Below are 24,158 nucleotides of genomic sequence, written 5' to 3' on the forward strand. Positions count from 1 at the left end.
TAAAAGCAACAATTTTTTTAAAAGAACCTTATAAAAAGATCAATTTTAAAAATTAATCGTTTCTATTACTAAACGCTTGCTCTTCTTGTAATTCTTTTTGTAGTCCCTCAATGCTTTCTTTTCTACGTTGATTTTTTTCAATCGCGTTTTGTTTATCTTGCTCATTACTAAATTTCATTGAGAAATCTGCTTTTCTCATATTTTCTTTTGTATTCTCGATTGTATTTCGAATTTTTTCTGCATTATCACTTCGATCATCCGGTTTTGCTTGCCATTCCATTGTTCATTCCTCCATTTATAACATTTTTAATAAGTGGTTTTTAACCATTATCTACAATTGGTTGTTTTCCATTTGGTGATTTATATTGCATTTGCTTTCCTTTATTACCACCAGCAGCTATACTTTTAGTCCCAATATGATTTGGAGTATAATCTTTTGAATTTTTTTTAGGGTTTCCCACAATTATCGCCTCCTAGCGATAGTATGAGTAAACGAATATGAAATATGTATTGTAATTAATAAGTAGAATGACTTGTCATCTCAGTAAAACATTAACAGTGTTTAGTTCATTATTTTGAGCAATACTAAGGAATTCAAAATTTAAAAAAGAGAAAATCAAATTGATTTTCTCTTAAATACTATTCGGCACTTCTTTTTCTTTCTAAACGCTCTTCAAGTCTGTCATAAATACGATTTAAAGCTTCCTTATCATTTAATAATGACATCCTGTTTTCATTAATTAACTCTTGGATTGATTTATTTCTTTTCTTCCGCAAGACTATCACCTCTTTTTAATGTAGTATTTCCAAAAAAGAGAGTTTTCTTACATTTTCGTTTATTGTTTTTCTTCTTATTTTAATAATAGATCAAAATCCTTTTTTTCTAATGGACCAAGTTTCTTATAGATAATCTTTCCATTTTGATCGATGAAATATGTCGTTGGAATCGTTAAAACACCATACTTACTAAAATTTTCACCTTTCTCATCTAATAAAACTTGGTAAGTGATCCCATGCTTTGTCGCAAAATTCTTAACGAAGTTTTTATCTTTTTTCTCTCCAATATAATCAGCAACACCAATAACAGATACTTTATCAGAATGTTCCTTCTGAAATTCTTCAAGAACTGGAATTTCTTCTTTACACGGAGGACACCAAGTTGCCCAAAAATTTAAGACGGTTGGCTTGTTTCCACTTAAAGGGATTTTAACTTTTTCTCCATTAAGTGTTAATAAATCTAAATTAGGCGCTTGATCTCCCTCTTGAAGTCCCATTTTAGATAAGGTACTAGCGTAAGTAGTATTCGCTTTCTCCGCTTCTTGCTTTTTCTCTACATATTTAAAAATAGAGTATCCTAGAGCAAATATTATTAATAGTAATGGAATCCATTTTCTCAAGTAGCATCATCCTTTGTACCATACTATTTTTATTTAACCATAACTTTCGATTATTTCAAAATTATTGCATTAAAATAGAGCTTAGAATATAATCCAAGCTCTATCCTTTTTGAAAATATGTAGCAAGCATTTCTGGGTCATATATAAGCAAAATAAGAAAAGCACTAGAACCATTATTCCAGTGCTTTTTACTCAAATTAGTTAGTAACTTTTGAGTTATTTAATTTATCACGTAATACCATTTGAAGAATTCCGCCGTGACGGTAGTAATCAACTTCAACTTCACTGTCAAATCGAGCAACAACATCGAATGATACTTCAGTACCATCTTCTTTTGTAGCAGTTACTTTTACAAGATCACGTGGTTTTACATTTTCATCTACTGTAACAGCAAATGTTTCTTTTCCAGTTAATCCGAATGTTTCTGCACTTTCGCCCTCTTTAAATTGAAGAGGTAAAACACCCATCATTACTAAGTTACTGCGGTGGATACGTTCAAAGCTTTCAGCAAGAACTGTTTTAATTCCTAGTAGGTTAGTTCCTTTTGCTGCCCAGTCACGAGAACTTCCCATACCATAATCTTTCCCTGCTAAAATCATTAAACCAGTGCCATCTTCTTTGTAACGCATTGCTGCATCAAAGATTGACATTACTTCACCTGTTGGCCAGTAAGTAGTTACTCCACCCTCTGTACCAGGTGCAACTTGGTTACGAATACGGATATTTGCGAATGTACCACGCATCATAACATCATGGTGACCACGACGAGAACCGTAAGAGTTAAAATCAACTGGAGCTACACCTTTATTTTGTAAATAAAGTCCTGCTGGAGTTGTTTTGCCAATTGAACCTGCTGGTGAAATGTGGTCAGTTGTAACTGAATCACCAAATTTACCAACGATTTTTAGTCCATCTAAAGGCTTAACAGTACCAGGCTCTTTTGATAACCCTTCAAAGAATGGTGGGTTCGCAATATAAGTTGATTCTGAATCCCATTTATATAATGCATCGTCAGTTGTTTTAATTTCGTTCCAACGTTTATTATCTTCAAATACTCTTTCGTATTCTTTTTTGAATAGTTCAGGAGTAACAGTTGAAGCAACAACTTCTTGTACTTCTTGAGATGTTGGCCAAATATCTTTTAAGAATACATCATGACCATTTGCATCTTTTCCGATTGGTTCAACATTAAAGTCAATATTCACTGTTCCAGCAAGAGCATAAGCTACTACTAATGGTGGTGAAGCTAAGTAGTTACCTTTTACTAATGGATGAATACGTCCTTCAAAGTTACGGTTACCTGAAAGAACTGAAGTAACTAACATGTCATTTTCAGAAATTGCTTCTTCCATTTCTGGAGCAAGTGGACCAGAGTTACCGATACATGTTGTACAGCCGTAACCTACAATGTTAAAGCCTAATTCATTTAAGGAAGGAATTAAACCAGCAGCTTGTAAATACCCACTAACAACTTTTGAACCAGGTGCTAATGAAGTTTTTACATAAGCAGGAACTTTCAGACCTTTTTCTACTGCTTTCTTCGCTACTAAACCAGCGCCTAACATAACGTAAGGGTTAGAAGTATTTGTACAGCTTGTAATTGCAGCAATTGCAACAGCACCAGTTTTCACAACTGATTCAGTTCCATTTGCAAATTTAACTGTCATTTCTTTATCCATTGCTTCAGGAGTTAATCCGAAACCAGCATTTCCCATTGGAGCTGCTACAGCTTTTTGGAATGCATCTTTCATATCTGAAAGTGAAATTAAATCTTGTGGACGTTTTGGTCCAGATAAGTTTGGTACGATTTCAGATAAGTTAATTTCAACTAGATCTGTGAAAGTTGGTTCCTCAGCATCTGGAGTATAGAATAAGTCATTTGCTTTGCTATATGCTTCAACTAATTGAACTTGTTCTTCTGTACGACCAGTTAATCTTAGGTAGTTTAAAGATTCTGCATCGATTGGGAAGAAACCACAAGTTGCACCGTATTCAGGAGCCATATTAGCAATTGTTGCACGGTCAGCGAGTGGCATACTTTGTAATCCAGGACCAAAATACTCAACAAATTTACCTACAACGCCTTTTTGACGTAAAACTTGAGTTACTTTAATTGCAACATCAGTTGCTGTTGTTCCACTTGGTAAAGAGCCTGTTAATTTCACACCAATAACTTCTGGTACTGGGAAATATGATGGTTGACCAAGCATTCCAGCTTCAGCTTCAATACCACCTACACCCCAACCTAATACACCGATACCGTTAATCATTGTTGTATGAGAGTCAGTACCAAATACTGTATCTGGGAACGCAATTGTTTCTCCATCTTCAGTTTGCTGAACATGAACAACGTTTGCTAAATATTCTAAGTTAACTTGGTGAACGATACCTGTTGCTGGTGGTACTGCACGATAGTTATTAAATGCTTTTTGAGCCCAGCTTAAAAACTGATAACGCTCTTCATTTCTTGAAAATTCTAAATCCATATTAAAATCTAGTGCATCCACTGAACCTGCTTTATCAACCATTACAGAATGGTCAATAACTAAATCTACAGGAATTGCCGGATTAATGACTTGTGGGTCTCCTCCCATATCAGCCATTGCTTTACGTAAAGCAGCTAAATCAACGACAACTGGTACACCAGTAAAGTCTTGTAAAATAATACGAGATGGTTTAAATGGTACATCAACATCTTTCAGTTCATTTGTACCCCATTTTGCTAAGTTTTCAACGTGTTCTTCTTTAATAACTCTTCCATCTACTTGACGAAGAACTGATTCTAATAATACTTTAATTGAGTATGGTAATTTACTAACGTTTGCAACGCCAGCCTCTTCAATTGCTTTTAAACGATAATAATTATATGATTTACCGTTTAAAGTAAATGTCGAACGTGATTGAAAAGCATTATTTTTCCCCATAATTCATCCCCCTAAAACGCGCTAAATGTCTGAATTTAAAATAAATCCAAACTTTTCAATACCTTACAATAATATCTTATTACAATGTTTCTCATAAGTAAATAATAAGTAACTTATCAAGTTCCATAAGTAAAAGTTATTACCTATCCTTAGGAGGTTTTCGTAAACATTGTTGTTATTTTAGAATGCGTTATTGATTACAACTCCAGGACGTTCCCTTTCCGTGGGGCGTGAGCTGAGCCTCCTCGGCAAGCCTGCGGGGTCTCAGCCTTCCCGCCATTCCCACAGGAGTCTCGCACCTTCCGCCCGAATCAACTTCTGTTTTTAAAGTTAATGATCTTAAAAGAACAATCTTTTCTAAAAAAACCTAAAAGTTATCAACTCTTTATTTAAGTGTAAATAAACTAAACTTGGTCAAAATATTGTTATCACCGTAAAGGAGGCCTATGTATGAGTAAAAAAAGAAACAACTATGTGGGAAGTAGTATGGCAGCATCAAAAGAACAAGGAAAATCAGCAGGATTTAATGAAGAAATTGCTCAAGAGAAGTTAACTGAGGAAGTAAAACAATTTAATAAAAAGCGTAAAACAAATCAATAATGTGCTTCATCCCCTCTGATTACTAATTGTAATTATTACTCGAGTGGGATAAAAAAACTAATCCCGAAGTTAAAAAACACCTTAACATCGGGATTAGTTTTTTATTTTTATTGTTTTTAAGTTGCATTTGAGAAATTAAATGATCATTATTTTTTAGCAGAAGGTGGCATTAGATAAATAATTTCGCCATTTTTTTTCGTATTACCTCTTAATTTATTTCTACGTTTATTGTAATAAGAAGAAAAATTTATTACATTATTTTTTTTACGTTGCTCTTGTATTTTTCTCCAAACAAAATATGTTACAAAAAGGAAAAAATAAACGAGACAAATATAAAAAACTTGCATTAAAAAGTCTCCTCATTTTCAGTCTAATTAGTATAAGTATTTGTAATTTATCATTTTTCATTCATAATTCGCTAAAATTTTTTTAAAATGAGGAAACTAAAATATAATTATTATTTTTTATGAGTAGCCCGTTTTCGTATAGCTGTTACCTTCTTTTTTCGTTCAAGATAATCTTTTATTTCAATAACTCCACAATCTTTTTTAACCTTCTTTTTAAGCTCAAATTGCTTTAATAGAACTACTAGTAGTAATACGACGGTAGGTAATAATAAAATACTGATGAAAATCATTTTTTACCCCCCTTTATTACTTACCTTTATAACTATTATATTTTTATATTCGAGAAAAAATTTTAAATTTATTCTCTATTTTCAATTTAATGTTTCGGAGTATACTTTTTCAAAATTTAGCTACTATAAAAATGAAGGAAGGTGAGTCAAATGGTACATGATAATAAGAGTGTTCGAAGAAATAGCTCAGAAGAAAACGAAAGTGGTCAACCAAAACCATTAAGTGGTTCACATAAGGTTAAAAACAGAAATCATACAAGACAGAAGAAAAATAGTAGTCATGATATGTAATTCGTGAAGGGAGATTTATGATGAAAAAGGATAACAATCAAGCGAATAAAAATTCTGTTATACCTGATGGTCGTGATATCGAATTTTCAGAGGAATTAGCAGATCAAGAAGATAAAATGGCTCAAGAACGTTCAAGAGAAGCTGACGCAAGAGCAAAGAATCAATAATATATTAAGATCTAAATTTTGAATGAATTAAACAAAATAAAGAGGCTTCTCCAAAAAGTGAAAATTACACTTTTTAAGAAAAGCCTCTTTGTTTATTTCCCTATTGAAGCTTTTGCTTCTTCAATAGCTGCTTTAATGGAATCATAGCTTGGATCTTTTACCATTTTACCATTTACAAAAATCGTTGGAGTACCTTGTACATTAAAATGATCTCCAATAGCCACATCAGTTGCTACTTTTTTCATTGTTGATTTCTTATATAAATCATTTTGGAATTTCTGTTCATTTAAATTTGGAATAACCTTTTTCGCAAGATCTGTTAAATATTTTTTAGTAGCCCAAGTTTTTGTTTCTTCAGGCTGGTTTCTGTATATTTCATGGTGAAAAGCCCAAAAAGCATTTGGATCATAAATATAAATAACCTCTCCAGCAAGAGCTGCTAAATTAGAATCTTTTGAGATAAAAGGATAATTCACAAAAGAAAATGATATTTGATTAGTATTTATGTAGTCTGATTGAATTTTTGGAAACACTTTATCGTTCCACTGTGCACATACCGGACATTTATAATCTCCAAACTCCACAACCTCTATACCTGATTTTTTATTTCCTAGTGTAGGCTGCTCATCAATATTAAACCCATTTACTTTTACTTTGTTTTCCCCTGTAATCTTAGGAAATTCTTGGGCAGCTTGCTTGTCTTGAAGCTTAGAAACAAAGAATAATGCTCCCATTAACACAATAATCCCTACACAGACAGAAATAACAAACAATTGATTATTGTTTTTTTTCTTCATATTATTAAACTCCTCTTACTAAGAATCTTTCATTTATTGTAACATACATGAAAATGATATTCTTCCAAAACTGCTCAAATTGTAGACAATTATGATCAATGTTTATTATCATAAATTAGAATTCTATCATTTAGATTATTAATAATGTCTTTTATTTAGCTTTGTTATTATTAAAGAATGCGTTAGTTGATTTCCGCTCCAGGATACTCGCTTTCCTTGGGGCGGGCGGTGAGCCTCCTCGTCGCTATCGCTCCTGCGGGGTCTCACCTGTCCCGCTGTTCCCACAGGAGTCTCGCACCTTCCGCTCCAATCAACTTATGTTTCTACTGATTGCTATATCAAATCTTTCATAACAACAATCTATAATAAAAAGAACCACATTTTTAAAAAAATTACTGCCACTGTGTAGTCTCGTGAATAACAACAAAATAGTTTATAAGAGAGTTATTAAATTCATTTAAAACTATTTATCATTTAATTTGAACCTCTAGGAGTAATCTATGAAAAAAACTGACATCATTATTTTAACTGGCTTTTTAGGAAGCGGAAAAACTACTTTACTTAAGCAATTACTTGCAAATGATCTTGAACAGGGAAAGAAAATTGCAGTAGTAATGAATGAAATTGGAAAAATTTCAATTGATTCGAATGAAATACAGGAAGATGTTCGTTTAAAAGAACTATTAAATGGTTGTGTTTGTTGTTCTATGAAGGATCAACTTGAAATCCAATTATTATCTCTTATCCAACAGAATGAATTAGATATTATTTATATTGAAACTACAGGTGTAGCTAATACAATCGATGTAATAGATGCTTGTACGTCTAGTTTAACAGTCGAAAAAATGTTATTAAGTGGGGTTATTACAACGCTTGATGCTTCAAGATGGTTCTCAAAAGATACTTTAAGCCCCGCGTATAGGCTTTTATTACATCAACAAGTTATGTATAGTGATATTGTTCTACTTAATCGTTTGAATCAATTAAATACTGCTCAAGGAGAACTTGTTTTAAAAGAACTAAAATCGATCAATCCTAAAATAATTACTGAGTATTCAATTGATGCTTTAGTGAGTAATATTTCACATCAATCTAAACAGTCATCAAGCATCCCTATTTCTGCTTCATCATCTTTAAAAATTAAGACAATTGTCTATGAAATGACGAAACCAATTAGCAAACAAAAATTCGAACATTTTTTACGAAATGCCCCTTCTTCATTATTAAGATTGAAAGGCTATATTCAATTTACTAAAGACCCTACTCTTTATAATGTTCAATACGCAAATGGGTTTGTCACATACGAAAAAGAACTGATGAAATTACCTATGCGGCTTGTATTAATCGGGGAAAATATAGATGAAACTGAACTTGTTTCAGAGCTTGACCAATTAAGTTAAAAATAAAGGCATTTTTCCAAGACAAAAAGACTGTATTTAATTTTAAGGTACTTTTTTATCATTCAACAATAAAGTACCTTAATTTAGATTACAGTCTTCTATTTACTATTTTTTTATGAGATTTTTTAATTCCTCTTCTATTTCAATGTTTTGATTAATCTTTATGATTTCTTCTAAAAAACTAAATGGATCTTCTAAAGATAGGATGAGTGATCCTTTATTTTCATGAAATAACAAAATCAATGTTAAATCTTCAAAACTTCTACCATTTAAAGAAATAAGAGTTTTAATTTCACTAACTTTTTCAATAGGATATTTAACTTTATAAATACCCTTATTTAATACTAACATTTTTTGATCTATGATTATATCACTTCGAATAAATCTTAAAGCAGTTAATAATAAAACAATTAAGACAATGACTATTTGCAAAATATAACTTTCTAAATTACCTTTTAAAATACTAATTGATATAATTTTGTAAATGATTATTAGAAAAAAAGAGGTTATACCCATATACAACAAGACATTTAAGAAACTAAAATGTGTATGGAATTTTTTCTGCATACCCACCCCACCCTTTCTAATCACTTGTTTAAAATTCAACATCTTTACACGTAATTAGAGTGATTGCACTATTGTATGCAGCGCTAAAAATAAAGAAACTTGTCTTTTTAATTTTGGTATTTAAATATAGTCCCATTTTAAAATTTTATTCTATATACTATTATTTCTAAATTGTCACACTTGATAGACTTCTAGTTTTCTTACTATAATAGATAATAGGGAATTTCATGAGCTCTACAGGGGGGATTAATATGTTTTCATTATGGACTCAAATCATGATTGTGGTTTGGACCGTATTTTTATTAGGTATTTTTAGCATCGGTGGCTATTTTATGTTCCGAAAATTCTTAAAGCGACTTCCAAAAGAAGATGGTAAATCGATCTTAGATTGGCAAGAAGAATACATTAAACAAACAAAAGATTTATGGTCATCAGATCAAAAAGAATTATTAGAGGAACTTGTCATGCCAGTCCCTTCATTATTCAGAGATGTAGCACGTGATAAAATTGTTGGAAAAATCGGTGAAATTGCATTACAAAAGAAGGCAAATGCTATTACACAAGAGTTAATTATCGAAGGATACATACAAGCCACACCGAAACGTGATCATTCCTTTTTAATAAAAACATTGAAGAGAAAAAATATCGATTATACACAGTATAATCACTTGTTCGGTAAATAATAGAAAAAATGCAAAAAGGCTAACCAATTCATTGTTATTGGTTAGCCTTTTGTATTATCTATCATATGTTAAATTTGCATTTGTTTAGCTAGTTTTTTATAAGATCGATACATCGCTAAACGCCATGGAACTATCATTGAAAATGCAAGCAAGAAAAACATTCCACTTAATTGTGACACATTAATACTTACACTTAAATATACTTTCAATATTATTCTTACAATTAATAGTCCAATCAAAATAAATACGAATGCTTTTGATCTCTTTAAATAAATATCTTTATCTACAACTTCAAATTTAGATGTTTTAACTAAAAAGATCGAGAAAAACATCCCTAAACAAATTGCTTCAAGTATTTCAACAGGAGTTAATCGAAACTGTGGTGCGAAATACATACACATTCCTGTACTCATAAAAATTGGAGGCAAAATAATCTTTTTTAAACTAGTTGGTTTTTTTGTTGCCTTTATACGAACAAAAATAAGCATTGATGCCATACCTGCTGCTAATAAGGTACTCAATAAAAATTTCAAACTCTCACAACCTTCTGCTAATTACTAATGTTAGTTGAAAAAACTCTTCCTAAAACTTTTAATATCTTCAAATCGCGTATCGGCTTTTCGATAAAATCAATCGCTCCATTTTCAATTGATTGACTAATTACCATGTCTTGTGCCATGGCCGAAATCATTATTACTTTTGCGTTTACATCTTTTTGTTTTATTTCCTTCAATGCTGTTAAGCCATCTTTTATCGGCATCGTGATGTCTAATAGAGTTAAGTCTGGTTTAAGCTGATTGAAAAGATCTATGGCTTCTTGACCATTTGCACCAAAACCAACTACTTCATAACCAGCTCTTTGTACAATTTCTGCAATTTTCATACGAATGAATAGTGAATCGTCTACTATTAGAATAGTACCCAAACAAGAGCCTCCTAGCTAACTAACAATATTGTATATATTACTATAAACTAATCAATATAATTAGACAACCAAAAACCTTACTTTAAAAACCAGTAAATCCGCCAAAAACCTGCGTAAAGTAAATGGTTATTTTTGTTAACCAATCAAAGTAAAGTACAATCCCCATCACAATCATTAAATACCCACCAAATTTTACAATTTTATGTGAATATTTTTTTACCCATTTTAATGAACTTAAAAAGAAGGACATGATAAAAAATGGAATTGCAAATCCTACTGTATATGCAATCATATAAATCACAGCAGAATGTGGATTTGAAACAGCTAAAGCAAAAACAGATGCTAATATTGGTCCACTACATGGTGTCCAACCAGCAGCAAAAGCCATCCCAATTAAAATTGACCCTAAAAATCCTGTTGGCTTTGATTGGAACTGGATTCGTTTATCACTCATAAGAAATTTAGGCTGATAAATTCCTGTTACAATAACACCTAATAAGACAATTAATATTGCACCAATTTGTCTAATTAAGTCTTTGTACTCCTTAAAAAAATACCCAACATATGAAGTGCTAAATCCAATTGCTATAAAAATCATCGAAAATCCAATTAAAAAGAAAAGCGTATGCAACATACTTTTTGCATTAAACATACCTTTTTCTTCTTGTAATTCATTTAATGATACCCCAGTAATGTAAGATAAAAATGCCGGATAGATTGGCAAACAACATGGTGAAATAAAAGATAAGAAGCCAGCCCCCACTGCAATACCAATATTTAAATCCCCCACGTAAAAACTTCCTTTCAAACTCTATTTACGACTATTAATTATACTATATTAAATATTATAAAAAGAATAAATTTTTTTTAATATAGGAAGAAAACTCTCCTTGTCGAATAAATATAAATACTAACAAAATAAGGAAGGGAGCAAACTTATGTCAAACAGTCAAAATGAGACAGTGTATAAAACAGAACAATCTATCGCTTCAAATCAATTTTATAGAGAAGGCTTAATTGCATCCGTTCCACTAGTAATTGGTTACCTTCCTGTAGCATTTACTTTTGGATTGTTGGCTAAACAATCTGAAATCAACATGTTTAATACGATGTCAATGAGTGGATTAGTATATGCAGGTGCAAGTCAATTCATGGGGTTATCAATGTTCCTAAAAGGGATCAGTACCTTTCAAATTTTATTAGCTACATTTATATTAAATTTTAGAAATTTCGTTATGAGTTTATCTTTCAATCATCAACAACGGCATATACCCAAAGGAAAACGAATCTATTTATCACTAACATTGACGGATGAGAATTATGCAATTACTTCATTAAATAACCAATCATCAAATCAAAAATTAAAGGATAGTAATTATTTCATTGCTCTCCATTCCGTTGCCTATTTAAGTTGGCTTATTGGTACATTATTAGGAGTATTATTTTCTAACTTTATTCCTGCTACTCTGAGAGATAGTATGGGGATTTCTATATACGCTTTATTTATTGGGTTATTAACCCCAGCCATCCGATCAAATTGGAAATCGTGTGTGATTGTATTGATTAGCATGTTTTTAAATAGCATATTTTCACTTTACATATCAAAAGGGTGGTCCTTAATTATCTCAACTTTACTTGCAAGCTCTTTTTCAATCATTTTATTAAAGGGAGAAGACCAAAAATGAGTTTAATTATTTTAATAGTAGGAATGTCTCTTGTCACAATGATTCCAAGAATCATACCTGTTTATATTGTAGATCGCGTTTCATTTCCATCTTGGTTACAATTTTGGCTCAAAGGAATTCCTTTTGCTGCTTTAGGTGCGTTAATCTTCCCAGGTATTTTATCGATTGAAAAAAGTAATATAAGCGTGGGCATAATTGGGGGATTGGTTGCACTAATCTTATCAATTTTCCGTTTACATATTTTATTTGTAGTGTTTGGGGCAATTGGAGCTGTTTATATTATGAAACTATTTTTTATTTAATCAAATAATTAGATCGCTAAAAGGCTATTAAGTAAGGAATAGATTACTTAATAGCCTTTTTATTAGCTTTCACTTAATTGCAGTGACCCCTTATTTTGAAGAAGATACATATTATAATACAAACCTTGCTTAGCAAGTAATTCTTGATGATTGCCTTGTTCAACAATTTTACCTTTATGAAGAACATAGATACAATCCACATCTTGAATAGTTGAAAGTCTATGTGCAATTATTACCGTTGTTCTACCTTTTCTCATTTCAGTTAGTGCAGATTGGATGTAATCTTCCGTTTCACTATCAATATTTGCCGTTGCTTCATCTAAAATCAGTATTGTAGGTTTTGCTGCGATTGTTCTTGCGAATGTGATTAGTTGTCTTTGCCCACTTGATAATGTGGCTCCCCTTTCAACAACTTCTTCATCATATCCATTAGGTAACTTTTCGATAAATTCATTTGCGTGTACAAGTGAAGCAGCATCTTTTATCTCATCAATTGTGAGATTTTCATTATACATCGCAATATTCCCTTTAATATCTCCTACAAATAAATACGGATCTTGTAGTACAAGGCCAATATTTTTTCTTAATTCCTCTTCTTCAAAAGAAGATAGGTCTTGCCCATCTAAATAGACAGTACCTTCTTTAATTTGATAAAAACGTAATAACAAATTCATTATTGTAGATTTCCCGCTCCCTGTATGGCCAACAAAAGCAACGGATTGACCAGGCTTTACAGTAAAAGAAAGATCATGTATGACTTTATGGTCATTTTCATAAGCAAATGAAACGTTTTTAAATTCAATTTTCCCTGTTGTAATAGCAGGTTTCTCATTCCCAGCCTTTACTGGTGCTAGTTGATCTTCATCCATTAAATCAAATACACGAGCAGATGAAACAACAGCTTGCTGCAACAATGATAACTTCATCATCATTTGAGTAATTGGTTCAAAGAAACGCTCCATATAACTAATAAATGCATAAATGGTTCCAACTTCAACGGGATTTTTAAATGAATTAATTCCAAAAAAGCTTAATACGAGCATAATACCAATTGTGTAAATTAAATCAGTAGCAGGTCGTAAAAATAAAGAATCAAGCCGAATCGTTTTTACACCAGCATTATAATGTGCACTATTGACTGATTCAAATTCTTTTTGAAGCCTTTTTTGCTGGTTAAATGCTTGAATGATGGCCATTCCTTGAAGATGTTCATTTAATTTTGCGTTTACGTTACTAAGTTGCTTCCTCATTTCCATAAAGAAAGGAAAACTCTTTTTCCGATAAGTTAATATAACAAAATAAATGATAAAGATAAGTCCTAAACACATTGTTGCAAGCTTTGTATCTAATGAATACATTGCAATCACGATTCCAACTAGAAAAACAATTTGTTGTACAAATGTTGAAAGTACACTTACATAAAAATCTTTAATTGCTTCCGTATCATTTGTAATTCTTGAAACAATTGTCCCTATCGGTGTTTTGTCAAAAAAAGAAAATGCTAATGAATGGACATGTTCATATACCTTCATCCGAATATCTTGAACTACTTTAAAAGCAATTTTTTGGAAGATTAATAACTGAAAATATGAAAATAATACTTTTCCGAGTAAAAGACTCGCATAAATTGTGAAAAGAAATACGATTTCATTTTTAGGAAAGTATCTTTTCATTAAGTAATTATCTAAGAATTTTTTCACAATAATTGGCCCATACATCTCGCAGCCAGTCGCTAAAAATAAAAAAACAAACGCAGTAATTAAGAGACCCTTATATTTCTTTAAAAATGAAAGAAGCCTTAGTAAATCCTTTTTTTGCCTGGATAAATTCTGTGTCTCTTCCATTTACATCCCCCCTTGCTCAACAAGCTCTTCAAGCTGCTGTCTCTCGAACATTTCTTTATACCAACCTTCAACATTTACTAAATTTTCATGAGTTCCTTTTTGAATAATGTCTCCTTCATCTAATACGATAATTAAATCACTATGCATAACAGCACTCATTCGATGGGATGTAATAAAAGTTGTTTTCCCTACTCGATCTTCCTTTAAAGAACGTAGTATTTTTTCTTCTGTTTTTGCATCAACAGCAGATAAGCAATCATCTAAAATTAAAATATTTGGATTGACTAATAATGATCTCGCAATTGAAATTCTTTGCTTTTGTCCTCCAGATAAAGATACCCCTCGCTCACCAACAACTGTTTCATATCCATCTAAAAACCCTAGAATGTCATCATGAATACTTGCAATTTCAGCAGCTCGCTCAATTTCTTCAGATGTTGCGTCCTCTTTTCCAAATCCAATATTCTCACTTACTGATGTTGAAAATAAAAAATGTTCTTGAGGCACATAACCAATATGATTACGTAATGCATTTAGCGTTACATCTTTAATATTGCTATAACCAATCGTTACTCCGCCATTTTGAGTATCATATTCCCTTAATAGTAGTTTTAATATTGTCGTCTTTCCTTGACCAGTCTTACCAACGATTCCAATTGTTTGCCCTTCTTTAACAGTAAAGTTGATATTCTTCAACTCAAAATTCGATTCTTCATTATATTTAAAACTTGAAATAGCGTAATGAATATCGCCCATCTCTAAGTGCTCTAATGCACCTTTTGCATTCTTAATTTCTGGTTCAACCGCTAGTAAAGTACGGATACGGTCATAAGAAGCTCTACCTCTTTGAACGATATTAAATAACCACCCGATTGCAAGCATTGGCCAAATTAATATACCTAAATAGGTAACAAATGAAATTAGACCTCCAATTGAAATTTCATCAGAAACAACTAACTTTGAACCGTATACAATTGCAATTAAATAAGAAATTGAAACGACTAACATAATAGTTGGATCAAATAAAGCATCAACTCGAGCTACTTTCATATTATTTTCTACTACAATATCTGATTGTGCCCTGAATGCTTGAATATCCTCTTTTTCCTGACCAAAACTACGAATAACTTTTAAACCACTCATACTTTCTTGCACTTTATTATTTAACTCTGAAAATGATTCTTGTGCTAAATGGAAGCGTTGATGAAGTAATTTTCCATAATACTGTGTCGTGATTGCCATGATTGGTAAAGGTATTAGACTGACTAATGTCAATTTCCAACTAATTGATACTGCCATCATGACAAGTACTGAACCACCTAAAATAATGGAATCAACAAATGTTAAGATTCCAGCCCCAGCAGTTTCACGAACTGATTGAACATCATTAGTTGCATGGGCCATTAAGTCTCCGATTCGATTCTTTTGATAAAACGAAGGCGACATCGTACTAAAATGTGAATATAAATTGTTTCTTAACTGTCTTGCTAATTTTAGGGAAGAACCAAAAATTAACGTTCTCCATTTAAATCGGAAATAATAAAGTAATAATCCGTTGATAAAAATAATTCCTACAAATATAACTAACTTATTAGTATCCATACCTTTTTTAGCAATTTGATCAATGATCATACCGATCACTTTCGGTGGAATTAATTCTAAAAGTGCAACTAAAACTAATAAAAATATCCCAATACCATAACTTCTCTTTTCTTGCTTAAAAAACCAAAGTAAATCTTTAAAAATTGACACCTAACCACTCTCCCGTTTAGAAACATATTCTGATTTTATCAAAACTTCAGAATATTTAAAACAGAAATGTTTACTTAAATTTAAAATGCACAAGCCTTGTGTAGCTTGTGCATGGTATATGGAAAAAAGATTCTTTTATTTATCTCGTGATATAGAATTTTGATGCTCGTAACAATATACATTACCCTGAAATTTATCTTTATTTGTTAAACAATAGTATTTTACTTACTTTAGGTTTACCTCGATTTGGTTGCTTCTTTTCTTTAACATCTTGTTCCTTATTTTTCTTAGTAAACATTCCAAAAAGATTAAACAATTTCGTACCCCACTTATTTTCAGTATGTGTAAGTTGATTTCCACTCCAGGATGCTCGCTTTCCTTGGGGCGTGAGCTGAGCCTCCTCGTCGCTATCGCTCCTGCGGGGTCTCAGCCTTCCCGCATCTCCCACAGGAGTCGAGCACCCTTCCGTTCCAATCAACTTCTGTCTTTAAATTACAAATATTAAAATCAACAATCTTTTAAAGAATACTTCTATATCTCTATAACCATCGCAAACTGAATAGTTAATAGTTCAATTACCTCATTCAAAGGAATTCTAAGTTTGTTGTTGAATAAAATTTTAAAATCTAGAATTTTAAACTAATATATACATGGAGAATTTTTATGAACTTTGAGGTCATTGATATAGTATGCCAATATAATTCAGAAGTAATTTTAATAAAGACAAATCCATTAGAACCTGTACTGGATTGGCGATATTAAAAATATTCTTCTAACAAATATTCAAACAACAAAAAAACCACTCTCCTTTGGTTAAGTTTCCAATAGAAAAGTGGTTTCGGATTTGTTTAGTATTGTATGAAATAAATAATTACACATGCTTGATAAAGGATTCACTCAAGAGAGTTATCCAAAAAGAAAGCGTCTTCCGTTTATCCCAAAACAAGCAATAAAGCCTTATATATAAAGGGTTTATTATTTCATTTGGTTATTCATAGCCTTCATCATTTGGTTAATTTTCTTTTGTGAAGGTTTTTGACCCATTTGAGCCATCATTACTTTTAACATTTGCTCGTTGATTGGTGGATTTTTCTTTAAGTAATTCATCGTGTATTGACGAGCTACAAAGAATCCAATCGCTACGCCAGCAACAAGTGCTAGAACTCCGACTAGAACATAATACATCTATTGTTTCCTCCTTAAAACTTATCTATAACAATATTACTAGAACAAGTCGACGAAAACAAGTGTTAATCATGTTTTCCTTTAGATGTAACTTTGTTGAGTGATTGGACGTAACCATCCAAATCGATTATGTTCAACATCAATCGCAAGAAATGTTGAGCGGAATTTACGCAACAACTCAAAAAAAGTGGTTTCTGCATCTATTGTACCACTTGCAGAGAGAATTAATTCCTGTGGATTTATTTTTAAATAAGCTGTTCCTTCATCTTTCAAAATTACACTGAACTGCTCGCTTTCTTCTATATAATTAGTAGGATAAGCATTGTTTTCTTTAATATATGAATACAATTCGAATAATGGTATTGGTTCTGAAATAAATTCAATCTGTTTTTCAATAATTTTTTTTAGGTCAGAATTTGAACGAGTATATTCACGTACAAGTTCATATATTTTTTGTTCTTTTCCATAATATTCGATCGAAAGTGGTTTCCTAATTAAGTAAATCATATAATTTCTCAAACTTGTCCACCCCCAAAATACATTCATTGTAATGCATATTATAAAATAGTTTATTTACAATGATTGTCTGTTTTAGAGGTAGAAAAATCACTAGTTTTGTCGATATAACACCTTTTTTATCATTTTTTGAGTATTGAGCATGTTTTTAACAATTTTTCCATTAAATTTTTATTAAAGGCTTTTTTCTAAGCCTTTTTGCTATTCAAGATGGTGATAAGTTTATTTCCGCTCCATGATGCTCGCTTTCCGTGGAGCGGGTGGTGAGCATCCTCGTCTCAATCGCACCTGTGGGGTCTTACATTTCCCGCTGCTCCCACAGGAGTCTCGCACCTTCCGCTCCAATCAACTTTATGATCAGTAGTTGTTTTAACAAAAACCTCTTTATTAACAACAATCTTTTAGAAAAGACATTTTAAAAGTATTAAGTAGATAATTTCAAAATCATATTAGTTATAAGTTCATACTATTCATGAACCTTTGACGAATGTTTAAATCTAATACAGATTATTTAATAAAGAATGCTGAAATAATAAAAAAAGCAGGAGATTTTTCTCCTACTTAGTTTAACGTTCTCTTTTTCATTGCTTTTGCTAATTTTAATTTTGCAGGTGTAACATCTTTACCTTCTTCATCAACAACCTTAATTGATGTTAATTGGTCCATCATACGAGAACGGAAGTCTGCTAAATATTCTTTACGTAATTCAGCTTGTTCAATTTTTTCTTCTTCCGTTAATCCTGTTGTTTTTGCTTTTTTTGCTAATTCATTTATTCGATTTAATTTATCTTGAATCATCGGACATTCTCCTTTGATAATATTTTTTATACATAAATGATATATTACATGAATCTTTGTTAGCTTTCAATCTTAGAAACTTCATTAATATATTCTCTGTATCTTCTATTTACTGTTGCTTTTGATACATCATATCCAAACCCTCTTAAGGTAGCTGCGATTTCTTCAAAGGTTAATTCATTTTGACGTAATCTTACAATTTCTGTTATTGGTAATTCTAATTTCTCTCTTCCACCAGCATTTATACTTCCTTCTAAATTACGCTGTGGTTTGTACCCATTTTCAACAGCTTTTTTCATACCACGTTTTATTTTCATATTATGAATTTTACGTTGATATTCTTCAACAATACTTAGTATTTCTAATACCATTTCATCGCTTTCACTTAAATGAAAAGCTCCATTTTGGGCAGTTGTATAGATGCGGACACCTTCTTTTTTTAAATAATGTAGGATTGCAATTCTTGCATGTCCCCTGCCCAACCTTGTTTCATCTTGTATCAATATTGCTTCGATTTCATTTTGTTTAATCACTTCAAAAAGTTTTAACAAACCTTCTCGTTCAACTTCATACCCACTTGCTTGTTCAGTAATAACTTCTTCGACCTCAAAATGAAACTGTTCTGCTAATTGTTCTAGTTCACTTACTTGTCTTTTAAGAGATGTTTCCTGTAAAGCTTTATCTGTACTAACTCTGGCGTAAATGATCGCTTTCAAAACTTGTTCTCCTCCATACGAACATCTTTAAATAATTCCAAAAAATAGAACTAATGTTTGTATCACCTATACTAACATGATATAATTAAGAAAATAAAGAGGAACGTTTTCTTAATGAGAAAAGGGGGAAAAAAAATGAACAAGCTATCAAAGCGACAATCCGAAATTCTTAATTTCATAAAAGAAGAAGTTAAGTCGAAAGGGTATCCACCCTCTGTTCGTGAAATCGCTGAAGCTGTTGGTTTAGCATCTAGCTCTACTGTACATGGACACCTAGAACGTCTTGAGAACAAAGGTTACATACGCCGAGATCCGACAAAGCCACGTGCAATTGAAATTTTAGGTGAAAATACTTCATTAGATAACGACATACCATTTTCACCTTCACAAGAACTACACAATGTTATGAACATTCCAGTTATCGGTAAAGTTACAGCTGGTGTTCCTATTACTGCTGTTGAGAATGTAGAAGAGTATTTTCCTCTTCCTACTTCAATCGCACCTTCAAGCGATCAAGTATACATGCTAAGGGTTGAAGGCGATAGTATGATTAATGCAGGTATATTAGATGGGGACTATGTCATTGTAAAAAAACAATACACTGCTGAGAATGGTGAAATTGTTGTCGCAATGACAGAAGAAAGTGAAGCAACTGTAAAACGTTTTTATAAAGAAAGCGATCACTTCCGATTACAACCAGAAAACGATGCTTTGTTCCCTATTTTATTAAAGCAAGTATCAATCCTTGGAAAAGTAATTGGTGTTTATCGTAATTATCATTAATTGGATAAAAAGAAGAGCTAGAAATTATTTCTGCTCTTCTTTTTATCCAGTGGATTTATTTAAATATAAGTTCAATTTATCGGTATTTCCTCTTATTTATCTAATGATTTTCGTCGTTCCCTTTTATAGGAAATGAGGAAGTTTATTACGAAACTGATTAATAACAATATCATTATATATGAGTAAGAGATATCATTCCAAATTAGCTTTATTAGAAAAAACATAATATGTGACCCTAGAACTGCACTTACCCATAATATTAATTGAAACTTCTTCTCTTTATCATTCATTATTATTTTTCCTCTATCTATATCAATCCGAACTATCAGACAGTTCATCTATTGCTTTGCGAAATGCGATTGCTAAATAATTGTCTATTAAGCTTCTCGTAAATGTAGTTTGAAACACTTCACTTTTAAAGACTCCATTAGTGTAAAATAGTCTGTCAATTCTCTTATCAATTTGTTCATTTTTTAGATCATCATAGTACTTTACATTTATATTTACTTGAAAACCATCAATTTCGATCACTAACTGGCTTTGATTTAAATTTACTTCAATTTTTTCGTATTTCATAATTTTAATATCAAATTCTCCACTTGCTACTTCAATTTCTCGCTTTAATGATTCCTTCAATTCTAAAAAATATGATTCGAGTGTGTTACAAATTTTATGATACGCTATATTTTTAATCACTGAATTTTTATAGATTTCTTTCGTCTTTTGTATAAAATCATTTCTAAATTCCATTGTACCCCCTCCATTTCTTAATAGTTGTATAAACATTTATATTCATAAAATAGTAATAATATCATTATTTAGTGAGGGTTATTCTCAATAAAATAACCCTCGGCATTTATATTGCCGAGGGCTTTAGATTAAATGAATTGTAATTTTTATTTACTCTTGAGGTGTTGATTGATTAGTTTCCTTAATATTTCCCGTTGAATTTAATAATTTTTTTCCAGTTTTCTTCTTATAAGTATTTTCTGCTTCTTTAATAACTGCTTTTAAATAAGTGATTTCATTTGTTAATTCGTCCATCTTTTTTTCAAAACCTTTAATCTCTTCATTAAGATTCGTTTTTTGCAATTCAACATTCATATCAAACTCATTTAAATTTTTTGTTACAAATTGACTTTCATTCGTGTATTGATATGAAACATTCATTAACACACTCTTCTTAAAATCAGCAAAAGGTTGTAATTTCTCTAATTCCTTTTTGGCATTATTTAGTTCCTCTTTGCTTTGTTTTAACTCTTTCTCACTCGTCTCCAATTGTTGTTGAAATCCCATTATCCAATCAGTAATTTTATCTTTAATATCATTAATATTACTCATCACAGCACTCCAGTTTTTGTCTTACTATCTAAAACAAAAGAAAATCATCTACTTATTAAAGTAAACAAAAGTATAACTAAATACACATGCATTTGATTAGTTTTTATTACCTAAGACAATTGAAAGACCAGACTTTATTAAAGTTTTAAACACATTACAATCTTTTCTCCAATCCGGCCCATACTTCGTTCACCAGTGTCAATAAATTAGTCGAACTCTTATATAAAAATAATGGAATCAGTTTTGTATTAGAAACGATTTACAAAAACTCACATTATTCTACCTTCCTAAAACCAATTGAGTATGTTTCAAATAATCCTGCTCCTGATCAAACAATTTATATTATTTTTTCTAAGAAAGTAAGAGATGAAGTAACAGATAATGTTGTGAACAGATAATGTTGTGAACAAATTATTATCTGATGATATAACCTATTGATAAAATCTTTATAATGAAAAAAGGCGCCTCTAAATTAGAGAAATGCGCCTCTTACTATTTTTGATTTTAAAATTTCCATTGCTTATCTTAGAGAAACTTTTACATAAAATGAGAAATGAAAGTTTTCATTTATACTCCATCACCCAATATCTTTCTCCTTGTTTCCCTTCTTCACTTACTCTCATCCAACCATTGTTCTCATAAAAACTCATTGCTTTATAGTTTTCAGATACACACTTCAATCGTATAGGCTTGTTCATTTTATCTATTGAAGATTGAAGCAACTGACGACCTACACCTTTACCAAAGAAGCCTGGATGAACAAATAAATTATGTATAAAATCATCAGGCAAGTATAATGAAGCAAAGCCAAGAATTTGACCATCTTCTTCTGCTAAAATGATGTATTCTTCTACAGTATCTTTATCAAAGTCTTCTAATGTCATTTCGTCACTATTAGCCCAATGAAAACTTTTCCGACGTGATTCTAAGTAAATATTTCTTAGCTCAGGATAATCTAATTTACTCGCAACTCTTATTTTCAAACTTCCACTCTCACTTTCATTTATCTAGATATATTCAACGTATATATTAGAATTTATTTCATCTATACTAATTTTACTTTTCTTCAAAATCTCCTTCTTAATTTAAAATAAGTGATTTATAGTTCCTATAATCCGTATGATTATTAATTTTTACGTTAAACTAAGAGAAAAAAGGAATGATTTAATTGAAATATTTCGTGGCTGCTTTACTCGCTTCTAGTTTAGTTGAAAAATACAGTTTAAATTGGCACAGAAGAGTTCTCTTTTTCTCTATGATTTTGTTTTTCATTTCTATTATCCTTTTTCCTGAATATTTGATTTATCGATTAAAGAAATCAAAAAATCGATCATAATACGTTTGAAATGAAAGATGTTCAGACATTTTTTCAAATTAAATAACATGTATTTTTTTATTTGATACCTCCTCCTTAGCGCATGGTATAATTATCCAAATGATATAAGGAGGAAAAGTTATGAAAATCATTCGTAAAAACCCTGAGAATGTTGCACCTCCAGTTGGATCTTATTCACATCTTACAATTTTGCCAAAGGACATGGATATCCTTGTTCTATCAGGGCAAGTTGGAATAGATTGTGATGGAAACATACCTGTAGAAGTAGAAGAACAATTAAGAAATGCTTTACATAATATTTCACTTATTTTAAGTAGTGAAGGCATAACAACAGAAGAAATAGTTAAAATAAATATCTGGTTAACTGAGTCGATTGATCGAGCTCAATTTACTTCAATATGGAATGAATTCCATAAAGGTAATCCACCATCTACTACTTTTGCTTATGTTTCTGCTTTGGCTCAACCAGCTTTAAAGGTAGAAGTTGAAGCTTGGGCGGCTCGTCCATAAAAAATTAGTAAATAAATAATCAAGAACTAGTGCCATTCAACATTTTTGATATAAAAATACCCCTTCGTTACTTATAGTACTTAAGGGGTTATTTTTATTTTTTAAACTATTACATTTAATCCTCTCTTTAAATTTCCCCTGTATGAGAGGATACATTTTGGAACATAATTTTAATTCTCTATAGCAAATTCAGGAATGAGATACATAATTGTCACTGGTACTGTATTAAATTCAGAAGTTTTAAGCCCATGATTAATACTTACAGTGTAACTACCTAATAAGTTACTAAAGAATTTTTGATACTTTTAGAGTTTTTCAATCTGCACTTAGAAAACCAGAAGTAACATATACAGAAAGAGATGATGTTAATACTACATCCGCTTGATAAGATACACAAATTTTATTAATCGTACTTACTAATCTTGTTTCAGGTTTTAATGTAATACAATTTATCTACAAAATACTTTTCTAAAAAAATAGTATATTAGCTATTATTCATTTTTATCATTAAACCATATTTCACCTAATTGTGGTTTATAATTAGAATCTTCAGGATTATACGGTTTAGCCTTTTTTTTAAACTCATTATCAGAACATTTTCTTACAAGTATAAGTCCTATAATAAGGAGAAAAAAAATTAATAATAACAAAACTATTATCTTTATAATACCATTTAATTTACTTAAATATGCTACATCAATATTAAAAAGTGCCAATCCATAACCTATAGTTACAAAAATCAATCCCACCCTAAAAAACCAAGTTTCTATATAAAGTTCTTTTAGTTTGGCTGGAATCTCACCTTTAACAGGAGTTATTATAACTATCATTTTTCTATAATCTTCAACGCTTCTTACAATTACCATATATACTAGCAAAATAGCTCCTACAAGCTGAAATATATTAGCTAATATAATAATCATCTCCTCATTTTGTAGTAATATAATAAATATTGTATAAAGTTTGGACTATTACCAATTCATAATTTATCCTTCAGTTCAG

30 protein-coding genes are annotated in these 24,158 nt (G+C 31.0%); 9 read left to right on the forward strand and 21 right to left on the reverse strand.

What is annotated here, in order from left to right; genetic code table 11:
• Nucleotides 1-52 precede the first annotated feature (52 nt).
• The 5 genes from tlp to acnA form a co-directional block, all read right to left on the reverse strand.
• Nucleotides 53-280 carry a small acid-soluble spore protein Tlp gene (tlp, locus tag J5Y03_RS12095; RefSeq protein ID WP_209405962.1) on the reverse strand — a complete coding sequence of 76 codons (228 nt, stop codon included), beginning with the start codon at nt 278-280 and terminating at the stop codon, nt 53-55.
• Between the two features lie 40 nt (nt 281-320).
• Complete coding sequence (locus J5Y03_RS12100) at nt 321-461, reverse strand: acid-soluble spore protein N (protein ID WP_209405964.1); 141 nt, start codon at nt 459-461, stop codon at nt 321-323.
• A 178-nt stretch (nt 462-639) separates the two neighbouring features.
• A complete protein-coding gene (locus J5Y03_RS12105; protein WP_209405966.1) occupies nt 640-777 on the reverse strand; it encodes an FbpB family small basic protein in 138 nt (45 codons plus the stop codon).
• A gap of 74 nt (nt 778-851) precedes the next feature.
• Nucleotides 852-1,397, reverse strand: a complete 546-nt coding sequence (locus tag J5Y03_RS12110) for a TlpA family protein disulfide reductase (protein WP_209405968.1) — start codon at nt 1,395-1,397, stop codon at nt 852-854.
• 197 nt (nt 1,398-1,594) lie between these two features.
• Nucleotides 1,595-4,321: an aconitate hydratase AcnA gene (acnA, locus tag J5Y03_RS12115; RefSeq protein ID WP_209405971.1), complete on the reverse strand. Its 2,727-nt coding sequence runs from the start codon at nt 4,319-4,321 to the stop codon at nt 1,595-1,597.
• Nucleotides 4,322-4,771: 450 nt separating this feature from the next.
• Here acnA and sspO point away from each other — a divergent pair, with 450 nt between their 5' ends.
• Nucleotides 4,772-4,921 carry a small acid-soluble spore protein O gene (gene sspO, locus J5Y03_RS12120; protein ID WP_209405973.1) on the forward strand — a complete coding sequence of 50 codons (150 nt, stop codon included), beginning with the start codon at nt 4,772-4,774 and terminating at the stop codon, nt 4,919-4,921.
• 457 nt (nt 4,922-5,378) lie between these two features.
• Here the strand turns inward: sspO and J5Y03_RS12125 are convergent, their stop codons facing one another.
• Nucleotides 5,379-5,558 carry a hypothetical protein gene (locus J5Y03_RS12125; RefSeq protein WP_209405976.1) on the reverse strand — a complete coding sequence of 60 codons (180 nt, stop codon included), beginning with the start codon at nt 5,556-5,558 and terminating at the stop codon, nt 5,379-5,381.
• Nucleotides 5,559-5,708: 150 nt separating this feature from the next.
• On the opposite strand from J5Y03_RS12125, the gene J5Y03_RS12130 reads away from it, so the two are divergent.
• Nucleotides 5,709-5,849 carry a small acid-soluble spore protein P gene (locus J5Y03_RS12130; RefSeq protein WP_209405978.1) on the forward strand — a complete coding sequence of 47 codons (141 nt, stop codon included), beginning with the start codon at nt 5,709-5,711 and terminating at the stop codon, nt 5,847-5,849.
• Nucleotides 5,850-5,866: 17 nt separating this feature from the next.
• Nucleotides 5,867-6,016, forward strand: a complete 150-nt coding sequence (locus tag J5Y03_RS12135) for a YfhD family protein (RefSeq protein ID WP_407648423.1) — start codon at nt 5,867-5,869, stop codon at nt 6,014-6,016.
• A 92-nt stretch (nt 6,017-6,108) separates the two neighbouring features.
• Here J5Y03_RS12135 and J5Y03_RS12140 read toward each other — a convergent pair whose 3' ends face one another.
• Nucleotides 6,109-6,813 carry a DsbA family protein gene (locus tag J5Y03_RS12140; RefSeq protein WP_209405980.1) on the reverse strand — a complete coding sequence of 235 codons (705 nt, stop codon included), beginning with the start codon at nt 6,811-6,813 and terminating at the stop codon, nt 6,109-6,111.
• Nucleotides 6,814-7,313: 500 nt separating this feature from the next.
• On the opposite strand from J5Y03_RS12140, the gene J5Y03_RS12145 reads away from it, so the two are divergent.
• Entirely contained in the window at nt 7,314-8,213 is a 900-nt protein-coding gene (locus J5Y03_RS12145) for a CobW family GTP-binding protein (protein WP_209405982.1), read from the forward strand.
• A gap of 105 nt (nt 8,214-8,318) precedes the next feature.
• Here J5Y03_RS12145 and J5Y03_RS12150 read toward each other — a convergent pair whose 3' ends face one another.
• Nucleotides 8,319-8,780: a hypothetical protein gene (locus tag J5Y03_RS12150; protein ID WP_209405984.1), complete on the reverse strand. Its 462-nt coding sequence runs from the start codon at nt 8,778-8,780 to the stop codon at nt 8,319-8,321.
• Between the two features lie 251 nt (nt 8,781-9,031).
• Here J5Y03_RS12150 and J5Y03_RS12155 point away from each other — a divergent pair, with 251 nt between their 5' ends.
• Nucleotides 9,032-9,463: a DUF2621 family protein gene (locus tag J5Y03_RS12155; protein ID WP_209405986.1), complete on the forward strand. Its 432-nt coding sequence runs from the start codon at nt 9,032-9,034 to the stop codon at nt 9,461-9,463.
• A 68-nt stretch (nt 9,464-9,531) separates the two neighbouring features.
• Here the strand turns inward: J5Y03_RS12155 and J5Y03_RS12160 are convergent, their stop codons facing one another.
• From J5Y03_RS12160 to J5Y03_RS12170, 3 genes are all read right to left on the reverse strand, one after another.
• Nucleotides 9,532-9,996: a CcdC family protein gene (locus J5Y03_RS12160; RefSeq protein ID WP_209405988.1), complete on the reverse strand. Its 465-nt coding sequence runs from the start codon at nt 9,994-9,996 to the stop codon at nt 9,532-9,534.
• Between the two features lie 17 nt (nt 9,997-10,013).
• Entirely contained in the window at nt 10,014-10,388 is a 375-nt protein-coding gene (locus J5Y03_RS12165; RefSeq protein WP_209405990.1) for a response regulator, read from the reverse strand.
• 82 nt (nt 10,389-10,470) lie between these two features.
• Nucleotides 10,471-11,178, reverse strand: coding sequence for a cytochrome c biogenesis CcdA family protein (locus tag J5Y03_RS12170; RefSeq protein ID WP_209405992.1), 708 nt, complete (start codon nt 11,176-11,178; stop codon nt 10,471-10,473).
• A gap of 148 nt (nt 11,179-11,326) precedes the next feature.
• Here J5Y03_RS12170 and J5Y03_RS12175 point away from each other — a divergent pair, with 148 nt between their 5' ends.
• Together J5Y03_RS12175 and J5Y03_RS12180 are read left to right on the forward strand one after the other, a co-directional pair.
• Nucleotides 11,327-12,073, forward strand: a complete 747-nt coding sequence (locus J5Y03_RS12175; RefSeq protein ID WP_209405995.1) for an AzlC family ABC transporter permease — start codon at nt 11,327-11,329, stop codon at nt 12,071-12,073.
• Nucleotides 12,070-12,375 (forward strand): AzlD domain-containing protein, encoded by a 306-nt coding sequence (locus J5Y03_RS12180; RefSeq protein WP_209405997.1) that lies wholly within the window; start codon nt 12,070-12,072, stop codon nt 12,373-12,375. Before J5Y03_RS12175 ends, J5Y03_RS12180 begins: the two co-directional genes overlap by 4 nt.
• Nucleotides 12,376-12,437: 62 nt before the next feature.
• Here the strand turns inward: J5Y03_RS12180 and J5Y03_RS12185 are convergent, their stop codons facing one another.
• From J5Y03_RS12185 to J5Y03_RS12210, 6 genes are all read right to left on the reverse strand, one after another.
• Nucleotides 12,438-14,219 carry an ABC transporter ATP-binding protein gene (locus J5Y03_RS12185; RefSeq protein WP_209405999.1) on the reverse strand — a complete coding sequence of 594 codons (1,782 nt, stop codon included), beginning with the start codon at nt 14,217-14,219 and terminating at the stop codon, nt 12,438-12,440.
• Nucleotides 14,220-15,971, reverse strand: coding sequence for an ABC transporter transmembrane domain-containing protein (locus tag J5Y03_RS12190; protein WP_209406001.1), 1,752 nt, complete (start codon nt 15,969-15,971; stop codon nt 14,220-14,222). It abuts the gene before it with no gap.
• Nucleotides 15,972-16,946: 975 nt separating this feature from the next.
• Nucleotides 16,947-17,156, reverse strand: a complete 210-nt coding sequence (locus J5Y03_RS12195) for a YneF family protein (protein WP_209406003.1) — start codon at nt 17,154-17,156, stop codon at nt 16,947-16,949.
• An 81-nt stretch (nt 17,157-17,237) separates the two neighbouring features.
• On the reverse strand, nt 17,238-17,675 hold the full coding sequence (gene sirA / locus J5Y03_RS12200; protein WP_209406005.1) for a sporulation inhibitor of replication protein SirA: 438 nt from the start codon (nt 17,673-17,675) through the stop codon (nt 17,238-17,240).
• A gap of 558 nt (nt 17,676-18,233) precedes the next feature.
• Complete coding sequence (locus J5Y03_RS12205) at nt 18,234-18,470, reverse strand: DUF896 domain-containing protein (protein WP_209406008.1); 237 nt, start codon at nt 18,468-18,470, stop codon at nt 18,234-18,236.
• Between the two features lie 59 nt (nt 18,471-18,529).
• Entirely contained in the window at nt 18,530-19,186 is a 657-nt protein-coding gene (locus J5Y03_RS12210; RefSeq protein WP_209406010.1) for a YneB family resolvase-like protein, read from the reverse strand.
• Nucleotides 19,187-19,321: 135 nt separating this feature from the next.
• Between J5Y03_RS12210 and lexA the strand changes: the two genes are divergently transcribed.
• Nucleotides 19,322-19,969: a transcriptional repressor LexA gene (gene lexA, locus J5Y03_RS12215; protein ID WP_209406012.1), complete on the forward strand. Its 648-nt coding sequence runs from the start codon at nt 19,322-19,324 to the stop codon at nt 19,967-19,969.
• Between the two features lie 312 nt (nt 19,970-20,281).
• Here the strand turns inward: lexA and J5Y03_RS12220 are convergent, their stop codons facing one another.
• The 3 genes from J5Y03_RS12220 to J5Y03_RS12230 all read right to left on the reverse strand — a co-directional run bounded on the left by J5Y03_RS12220 (nt 20,282) and on the right by J5Y03_RS12230 (nt 22,293).
• Nucleotides 20,282-20,719, reverse strand: a complete 438-nt coding sequence (locus tag J5Y03_RS12220) for a hypothetical protein (protein WP_209406014.1) — start codon at nt 20,717-20,719, stop codon at nt 20,282-20,284.
• Between the two features lie 150 nt (nt 20,720-20,869).
• Nucleotides 20,870-21,310, reverse strand: coding sequence for a hypothetical protein (locus tag J5Y03_RS12225; RefSeq protein ID WP_209406016.1), 441 nt, complete (start codon nt 21,308-21,310; stop codon nt 20,870-20,872).
• Nucleotides 21,311-21,873: 563 nt separating this feature from the next.
• Complete coding sequence (locus J5Y03_RS12230) at nt 21,874-22,293, reverse strand: GNAT family N-acetyltransferase (protein ID WP_209406018.1); 420 nt, start codon at nt 22,291-22,293, stop codon at nt 21,874-21,876.
• A 473-nt stretch (nt 22,294-22,766) separates the two neighbouring features.
• Between J5Y03_RS12230 and J5Y03_RS12235 the strand changes: the two genes are divergently transcribed.
• Entirely contained in the window at nt 22,767-23,156 is a 390-nt protein-coding gene (locus tag J5Y03_RS12235; protein ID WP_209406020.1) for a RidA family protein, read from the forward strand.
• A gap of 491 nt (nt 23,157-23,647) precedes the next feature.
• Here J5Y03_RS12235 and J5Y03_RS12240 read toward each other — a convergent pair whose 3' ends face one another.
• On the reverse strand, nt 23,648-24,079 hold the full coding sequence (locus J5Y03_RS12240) for a hypothetical protein (protein WP_209406022.1): 432 nt from the start codon (nt 24,077-24,079) through the stop codon (nt 23,648-23,650).
• Nucleotides 24,080-24,158: the final 79 nt, after the last annotated feature.

The sequence above is a fragment of the Gottfriedia endophytica genome (genome assembly GCF_017814275.1).
In the GTDB taxonomy this organism is placed as follows: Bacteria; Bacillota; Bacilli; order Bacillales; family Bacillaceae_G; genus Gottfriedia; species Gottfriedia endophytica.